The organism is Aeromonas sp. QDB68, assembly GCF_027707405.1.
In the GTDB taxonomy this organism is placed as follows: Bacteria; Pseudomonadota; Gammaproteobacteria; order Enterobacterales; family Aeromonadaceae; genus Aeromonas; species Aeromonas caviae.
Genome location: NZ_JAPCIQ010000054.1, coordinates 19,707 through 27,557, shown reverse-complemented (window position 1 = coordinate 27,557; position 7,851 = coordinate 19,707). Strand labels below are relative to the sequence as shown.

The window sequence follows — 7,851 nt, the reverse complement described above, 5'->3', positions numbered from 1 at the left end:
GCATATGGATTTAGGGACTCAGAATACTTTTTTCTGAAAATCAAGGCGGCCTTCCCCGGAAAGCCGCGATGAACCAATAAAAAGGGCCCCGCAGGGCCCGTTATCACATCCATGGGTATCAATGCCCCAGCTCCCGGGACGGCACCAGGCCGCTCGCCCGCCAGGCGGGATAGAGGGTCGCCACCAGGCTCATCAGGATGGCGGCGCCGGTCACGATGAGCAAGTCCTGCATGTGCAGCTCGGTCGGCAGGAAGTCGATGAAGTAGATGTCCGGATTGAGGAAACGGTGCCCGATCACTCCTTCGATGGCGCTCAGGATCTGGGTCAGCTTGCTGGAGAGCAGGCCGCCCAGCAGGGCGCCTAGCAAGGCTCCCGCCACCCCGTTCACCATCCCCTGGATGACGAAGGTAAGCCGGATCTGGCCCGGGCTCGCCCCCATGGTCTTCAAGATGGCAATCTCGCTGCGCTTCTCATTCACCGCCATCACCAGGGTGGAGACGATGTTGAAGCAGGCCACCGCCACCACCATCAGCATCACCACGTACATCACGGTGCGCACCATCTGGATGTCCTGATAGAGATAACCCTGACGGCTCATCCAGCTACTGATATAGACGTAGTGCGGAAATTTCTGGGCCGCCGCCACCGTAATGGACTGGGCCTTGAGCACGTCGCTCACCTTGAGGCTGAACCCCTCCACCGCGCTGCCCATGCCGGTGATGGCCTGGGCGTCCGCCAGGTGCATGAAGCCGAGCAGGCCGTCGAGCTGGCCACCGATCTCGAGCAGCCCTACCACGGTGAGCGCCTCCCGTTTCGGGTTCTTGATGCCGGCGGCATCACCCGCCTGGGGCAGCAGCAGGGTGACGGTGTCCCCTGTCTTGACCCCCAGCTTGTCGGCGATGATCTTGCCGAGGATGACTCCGTGTTCACCCGCCTGCAGCTCGCGAAGGCCCCGACCCGTCATGAAGTTGCCCGCATCGGAGAGATTGGCTTCCAGCTCCGGCAGCACCGCACGCAGCTGGACCCCCTTGAGGGCGGAGCCGTGCTCCAGCAGGCCGTCCAGGCGAATGACGGGCGCAGCCGCCTCCACCCCGGGCTGGGCCAGCAGGTAGTCCCTGAGCCGCGGCCAGTCAGGCAGCGGCGCTTCCATGCCGATGAGCTCGCCGTGAGGGACCACGGAGAGCACCCGGTTCTTGAGCTCCCGCTCGAACCCGTTCATGGCGGAGAGGCCAAGAATGAGGGCCATCACCCCGAGGGCGATCCCGATGAGGGAGGAGGCCGAAATGAAGGCGATGAAGCCGTTGCGGCGGCGGGAGCGGCTGTAACGCAGGCCCAGGAACAGGGGCAGCGGCTTGAACATCAGGCGACCTCCGCCATGATGCCGCTCACCAGGGTGACCCGGCGGTGGAGCTTGGCGGCCAGGCTCAAGTCATGGGTCACCACCACGAACGCGGTGCCAAGCTCGCGGTTGAGCTCGCACAAGAGCTCATAGACGGCGGTGGCGCTGGCATGATCCAGGTTGCCGGTGGGCTCGTCCGCCAGCACCAGGCTGGGTTCATTGACCAGGGCACGGGCGATGGCCACCCGCTGGCGCTCACCACCGGAGAGCTCGGACGGTCTGTGGTTGAGACGGTGGGAGAGCCCCACCCGCCCCAGCATCTTGCTCGCCTTCTCGGTGGCGCTGGCCACCGACTCACCGGCGATCAGCAGCGGCATGGCCGCATTTTCCAGCGCGCTGAATTCCGAGAGCAGGTGGTGGAACTGGTAAACGAAACCCAGCTCCTGGTTGCGAAACCTCGCCTGGGTGCGGCTGTCCCAGCCATGGATGTCCTGCCCCTTGAACAGCACGGCGCCGCTGGAAGGGTTGTCCAGCGCCCCCATCAGGTGCAGCAGGGTGGTCTTGCCGGAGCCCGAGCTCCCCACCACCGCCAGCATCTCCCCGGGGGCGACGTCCAGCTCGATCCCCTTGAGTACCTGGGTCTCCAGATTGCCCTCTTTGTAGACATGATTGAGGGCCTGACAGCGCAGCAGCGGCTCGCAGGAGACGGATTGATTCATAACGGGGGCTCCACTTGCACCTGTAACAACAGAAGATGAATTATTCATAACGCAGCGCCTCCGCCGGTTTGACCCGGGCCGCGCGGGAGGCCGGGTAAAGGGTGGCACTGAAGCTGAGCAGCACGGCGCCCAGCAAAATGGTCATGACCTGGGCCGGCTCGACGATGACCGGCAGACCGCTGCCCCCTGCCGCCATATAGAGGTTGAGCCCAAGGGCATTGAGCAGAGGATTGAGGCCAAAGCAGAGCGCCAGCCCCGCCAGCCCCCCGAACAGGGCGCCGATTACGCCGCTCGACGCCCCCAGCACCATGAAGATCTTGACGATGCCGGATTCGCTCATGCCCATGGTACGCAGGATGGCCACCTCCCCTTCCTTGTCGGTGACCACCATCACCAGGGCGGAGAGGATGTTGAAGGTGGCGACCGCGATGATCAGCACCAGCATCAGCCCCATCATCCGTTTTTCCATGGCCACCGCCTGGAACAGCTCGCCGCGCTCGCGGCGCCAGTCCTGCCACTCCAGCCCGTCCGGCAACGCGGTCTTCACCACCTCGTCGGCGGCGAAGGGATCGTCCAGCCAGAGGCGGATGCCGCCCACCTTGTCTGCGGGCAGGCGCAGCATGCGCTGGGTATCCCCCAGGGCAATCAGGGCCACCTGGCTGTCCACGTCGGCGCCGACCCCGAAAATGCCGGAGACGGTGAAAAGACGCTGGGCCGGCACCCGGCCAAAGGGGGTAAAGCGGGTACCTTCGGTCAGGATGAGACGCACCTGGTCGCCGATGGAGACCTTGAGTCGGCTGGCCACCCCCTGCCCCAGCACGATGTGGTATTCACCGGCCTGCAGGCTGTCAAGGCGCCCTCCCAGCATCTGGGCGTGCAGGATGTCATCCTTGGGCCAGCGGACGGGATCGATCCCCTGCACGCTCACGCCGGTGAGCTGACCCGGGCTTTGCAGCATGCCTTCGCTGTCGAGCATGGGGGCCGTGGCCACCACGTGGGGCAAGCGGGCCAGGTCGGGCAGACCTTCGGGCTCGGCCTCGATGCGTCCGGCCTGATTGGTCACCACCACATGGGGGATCACACCGAGGATGCGCCCCTTGAGCTGGCCTTCGAACCCGTTCATCACCGAGATCACCACCATCAGGGCGGCGACCCCGATGGCGATGCCAAAGGTGGAGAACAGGGAGATAAAGGAGACGAAGCGGTTACTGCGTCGCGAGCCTGCATAACGCAGGCCGATGGCCAGCGACAGTGGCTGAAAAAGTCCGGTCTTCAAGGATATCTACGTTGCCAACGAAATAAGATACCGGATAATAAAGGGAAACCGTCTATGACAACAAGGGATAGCCTCCATGCAGGAACAGTTCTTCAGCGTCACCCATGCCACGCCGGTCAATGTGATCCCCATGCCGGCCGACTTTCGTCTGCCGACGCTGGAGGCCCTGGAGGCCGAGTTGCCCGAGCCGTTTCGCATCGCCTCCGCCATCACCTCCATCGATCTGGTGAGCAGCCGGTTGCTGCGCAGCCAGAACGAGTCCATGCACGATCTGGTGGAGATCATCAACCAGCAGTCCCGCAAGATCGACATGATCATGGGCTATGTGCTGGCGGCCCAGGATCACCCCGAGCACCGCTTCCACACCCTGCGCTTTGGCGCCGGGCAGCTCACCTACCTGCACCCCCACCAGGGGCACGGGGAGGCCCCCGCCCTGCACCAGATAGTGCGGCTCAAGATCTTCCTGCGGGAAGAGGCCTCCGCCGTCTACTGCTACGGCGAGGTCGTGCAGCGGGACGCCGGAGAGCATGGCACCCACGTGGTGCTCGACTACGTGCGCATCCGCGAGGATGACCGGGAGCTGCTGGTGCGCGCCAGCCTGCATGTGCAGTCGAAACAGCTCAAGCTGCGTGCCCAGGAACGTCAGCGCTAACCCAGGTCCATGTCAAAAGAACGCCAACAGTAAAAGACTCCGATGATGCCAATGACCCTCCCCGCCTTGCCCGCCAAAGCGGGCCAGAAGACAACGTTCGGCCAGCTGGTCGGCAGCAGCCTGGCTCTGGTTGCCGCCCGCCTCACCCGGGAAGCCCGAAGACCCGTCCTGCTGGTCACCGCCGATACCCCGAGCGCCCTGCGCCTTGAACAGGAACTGGGGTTCCTGCTGGCGGATCAGGATTGCCCGGTGCTGCTGTTCCCGGACTGGGAGACCCTGCCCTACGACAGCTTCTCTCCCCACCAGGACATCATCTCCCAGCGCCTCGAGACCCTCTACCAGTTGCCGCAGATGCGCCACGGCGTGCTCATCGTGCCCATCTCCACCCTGATGCTGCGCACGGCGCCCCAGGCTTATATCGACAAATACAGCCTGATGGTCACAAGCGGCCAGCGCCTCAACCTGCAGCAGCTGCGCGGGCGTCTGGCGGAGGCGGGCTACGTGGCGGTGGAACAGGTGCTGGAGCACGGCGAATTCGCCGCCCGCGGCTCCCTGCTGGATCTCTTCCCCATGGGGAGCAGCCGCCCCTATCGCATTGATTTTTTCGACGACGAGGTGGACTCCATCCGCCCGTTCGACCCCGAGACCCAGCGCTCCAGCGAGCCGGTGAAGTCGGTGAGCCTCCTGCCCGCCCGGGAATTTCCCACCGACGAGGGGGCCATCGAGCTGTTTCGTGGCCAGTATCGCGAACAGTTCGAGATCTCCCGGGCCGAGGGCTCCGTCTATCAGGAGGTGAGCAAGGGGCGCTGGCCCGCCGGCATCGAATATTACCTGCCGCTCTTCTTCAACCAGACCGCCAGCCTGTTTGACTACCTGCCAGGCAACACCCTGCTGCTCACCGTGGGGGAGATCTACCCCGCAGCCCAGCGCTTCTGGAACGACATCGGCCAGCGCTATGAACACAGGCGCTGGGACAACACCCGTCCCCTGCTGCCGCCCCAGCAGATCTATCTGCCGGTGGAGCAGCTCTTCGCCGCCCTCGGGGACTATGGCGCCGTGCGCCTGCAGGAGGCGACCGTTGACGGCGGAGCGGGTCAGCACGATCTGCCCCTCGCCCCCCTGCCGGATCTGCAGCTCGACCACAGCAAGGAGCAACCCCTGCTGGCCCTTGACGGCTTCCTGCAAGGCTTTGCCGGGCGCACCCTGTTTGCGGTGGAGTCCGAGGGGCGGCGCGAGGGGCTCGGGGATCTGCTCGCACGGATCAACCTGCAACCCCGGGAGTTTGCTTCCCTCGACGCCTTCCTGGTGAGCGATACGCGCCACGGGCTGCTGGTCTGTCCCCTGGAGCGGGGCTTCCTGCTGCAAGAGCCTGGCCAGACGCCCCTTGCCCTCATCACCGAAGCCGAGCTGCTCGGCGGCAAGATCCGCAGCAAGCGCAAGCGGGACAAGAACAAGAACCTGAGCTCGGATGCGGTGATCCGAAACCTGGGCGAGCTGACCCAGGGCCAGCCGGTGGTGCACCTGGATCACGGGGTCGGTCGCTATCTCGGGCTCGAGACCATAGACGCAGGCGGCCTGCCCACCGAGTTTCTGACCCTGGAATACGCCGGCGGCGACAAGCTGTTCGTGCCGGTTACCAGTTTGCACCTGATCAGCCGCTACACCGGCTCCGACAACCCGCCCAGCCACAAGCTCGGCGGCGAGGCCTGGGTCAAGGCGCGGCGCAAGGCGGCGGAGAAGGTGCGGGACGTGGCGGCCGAGCTGCTGGATGTCTATGCCATGCGGGCAGCCCGTCACGGCTTTGCCTTCAAACACGACCGGGAGGCCTACCGCCAGTTTGCCGCGAGCTTCCCGTTCGAGGAGACCGAGGATCAGCTCAATGCCATCAACGCCGTGCTCGGCGACATGTGTCAGGCCAAGAGCATGGACCGCCTGGTGTGCGGCGACGTGGGCTTTGGCAAGACAGAAGTGGCGATGCGGGCGGCCTTTGTGGCCGTGCACGGCGGCAAGCAGGTGGCCGTGCTGGTGCCCACCACCCTGCTCGCCCAGCAGCACTACGACAACTTCCGCGACCGCTTCGCCAACTGGCCGGTGCGGGTGGAGGTACTGAGCCGCTTCCGCTCCGCCAAGGAGCAGAGCGTCGTGATGAAGGAGATGGCCGAGGGCAAGGTGGACATCATCATCGGCACCCACAAGCTGCTCGGCGCCGAGCTCACCTTCAAGGATCTGGGCCTGCTCATCGTCGACGAGGAGCACCGCTTCGGGGTGCGCCAGAAGGAGAAGATCAAGGCGCTGCGCGCCGACGTGGATATCCTCACCCTCACCGCGACCCCCATTCCCCGCACCCTCAACATGGCCATGTCCGGCATGCGGGATCTCTCCATCATCGCCACCCCGCCCGCCAAGCGGCTCGCCATCAAGACCTTCGTGCGCCAGCACGAACCTGCGGTGGTGCGCGAGGCGGTACTGCGGGAATTGAAGCGTGGCGGCCAGGTCTACTACCTGCACAACGACGTGGAGAGCATCGAGAAGTGCGCCGCCGATCTTGCCGAGCTGGTGCCGGAGGCGCGCATCGGCATCGCCCACGGCCAGATGCGCGAACGGGAGCTCGAGCGGGTGATGTCGGACTTCTACCACCAGCGCTTCAACCTGCTGGTGTGCACCACCATCATCGAAACCGGCATCGACGTGCCGAGCGCCAACACCATCATCATGGACCGGGCGGATCATCTTGGTCTCGCCCAGCTGCACCAGCTGCGGGGCCGGGTCGGGCGCTCCCACCACCAGGCCTATGCCTACCTGCTCACCCCCCATCCCAAGCTGATGACCAAGGATGCGGCCAAGCGGCTGGAGGCCATCGCGTCCCTCGAAGATCTCGGCGCCGGCTTTGCGCTCGCCACCCACGATCTGGAGATCCGGGGCGCGGGCGAGCTGCTGGGCGACGATCAGAGCGGCCAGATCGAATCGGTGGGCTTCACCCTCTATATGGAGATGCTGGAGCAGGCGGTGGAGGCGCTCAAACATGGCAAGGAGCCGTCGCTGGAGCAGCTCATGAGCCAGCACACCGAGGTGGAGCTGCGTCTGCCCGCCTTGCTCCCGGACGACTACATCCCGGACGTCAACATGCGGCTCTCCATGTACAAGCGGATCGCCAGTGCGGCGGACGAGCAGGAGCTGCGGGAGCTCAAAGTGGAGCTCATCGATCGCTTCGGCCTCTTGCCGGAGCCGACCAAGACGCTGATGGAGCTGGCCGCCTTCCGCCAGCGCGCCACGGCGCTGGGCATTCGCCGGGTGGAGATGAGCGAGCGCGGCGGCTATCTGGACTTTACCCAGGAAACCAAGGTCAACCCGGCCTATCTGGTCAAGCTGCTCTCCGAGCAGCCGCGCATCTACAAGATGGACGGACCGACCCGGCTGCGCTTCCAGGTGCCGACCCAGGACAGGGCCATGCGCCTCAAACTGGTGGACGGCCTGCTGGCGGATCTCGCCCGCCATGCCACCCCCTGAGGGAAAGCATGACGTCAGCAGGGCGCGACCTGCCGCCTACAACAACGGGAGCCCCAGGGCTCCCGTTTCGTTGCTGGCAAGGGGCGGCATCTCGCCCCCGGCCCCCCTTCTTACCCCCGGCGCCTCGGTTCGCCCTCCTGGCAGCACCATTTTGCCGCCGAATCCATCTGTTGATACGATACATTGAGTCATAACCCATCTGAAAAAAAGATGGATGTGGGGATGAACGTGGGCAAAAAACGGGTTCAACGCGCCTCGATAGCCCCGCAGATGGCCCGTGCCGTATTTATCCCGCCCACGTATCCAGACCAGATATCCCGGCCAGGCATCCCGGCCAGGGGGCCACCAGCCATTGCAC

General features: G+C 65.0%; 5 protein-coding genes. 2 read left to right on the top strand and 3 right to left on the bottom strand.

The window, feature by feature from the left end; translation table 11 throughout:
- Positions 1 to 118 precede the first annotated feature (118 nt).
- Genes lolE through PG892_RS14905 form a run of 3 tightly spaced genes read right to left on the bottom strand, consistent with a single transcriptional unit; the run spans position 119 to position 3,334 of the window.
- Positions 119 to 1,360 carry a lipoprotein-releasing ABC transporter permease subunit LolE gene (gene lolE / locus PG892_RS14915; RefSeq protein ID WP_039039045.1) on the bottom strand — a complete coding sequence of 414 codons (1,242 nt, stop codon included), beginning with the start codon at positions 1,358 to 1,360 and terminating at the stop codon, positions 119 to 121.
- The gene (gene lolD / locus PG892_RS14910) at positions 1,360 to 2,058 is read right to left on the bottom strand and encodes a lipoprotein-releasing ABC transporter ATP-binding protein LolD (RefSeq protein WP_010674567.1); all 699 of its coding nucleotides are present in this window, start codon (positions 2,056 to 2,058) and stop codon (positions 1,360 to 1,362) included. Before lolD ends, lolE begins: the two co-directional genes overlap by 1 nt.
- Positions 2,059 to 2,098: 40 nt before the next feature.
- A complete protein-coding gene (locus tag PG892_RS14905; protein ID WP_270825546.1) occupies positions 2,099 to 3,334 on the bottom strand; it encodes a lipoprotein-releasing ABC transporter permease subunit in 1,236 nt (411 codons plus the stop codon).
- A gap of 76 nt (positions 3,335 to 3,410) precedes the next feature.
- Between PG892_RS14905 and PG892_RS14900 the strand changes: the two genes are divergently transcribed.
- Entirely contained in the window at positions 3,411 to 3,986 is a 576-nt protein-coding gene (locus tag PG892_RS14900) for a PilZ domain-containing protein (RefSeq protein WP_042863798.1), read from the top strand.
- Positions 3,987 to 4,028: 42 nt separating this feature from the next.
- Complete coding sequence (gene mfd / locus PG892_RS14895) at positions 4,029 to 7,493, top strand: transcription-repair coupling factor (protein ID WP_270825545.1); 3,465 nt, start codon at positions 4,029 to 4,031, stop codon at positions 7,491 to 7,493.
- Positions 7,494 to 7,851: the final 358 nt, after the last annotated feature.

Bases quoted from the DNA above. Each gene is read 5' to 3' on its own strand.
- PG892_RS14900 (WP_042863798.1), top strand. From the start codon at position 3,411: ATGCAGGAACAGTTCTTCAGCGTCACCCATGCCACGCCGGTCAATGTG.
- lolE (WP_039039045.1), bottom strand. From the start codon at position 1,360: ATGTTCAAGCCGCTGCCCCTGTTCCTGGGCCTGCGTTACAGCCGCTCC.
- lolD (WP_010674567.1), bottom strand. From the start codon at position 2,058: ATGAATCAATCCGTCTCCTGCGAGCCGCTGCTGCGCTGTCAGGCCCTC.
- mfd (WP_270825545.1), top strand. From the start codon at position 4,029: ATGATGCCAATGACCCTCCCCGCCTTGCCCGCCAAAGCGGGCCAGAAG.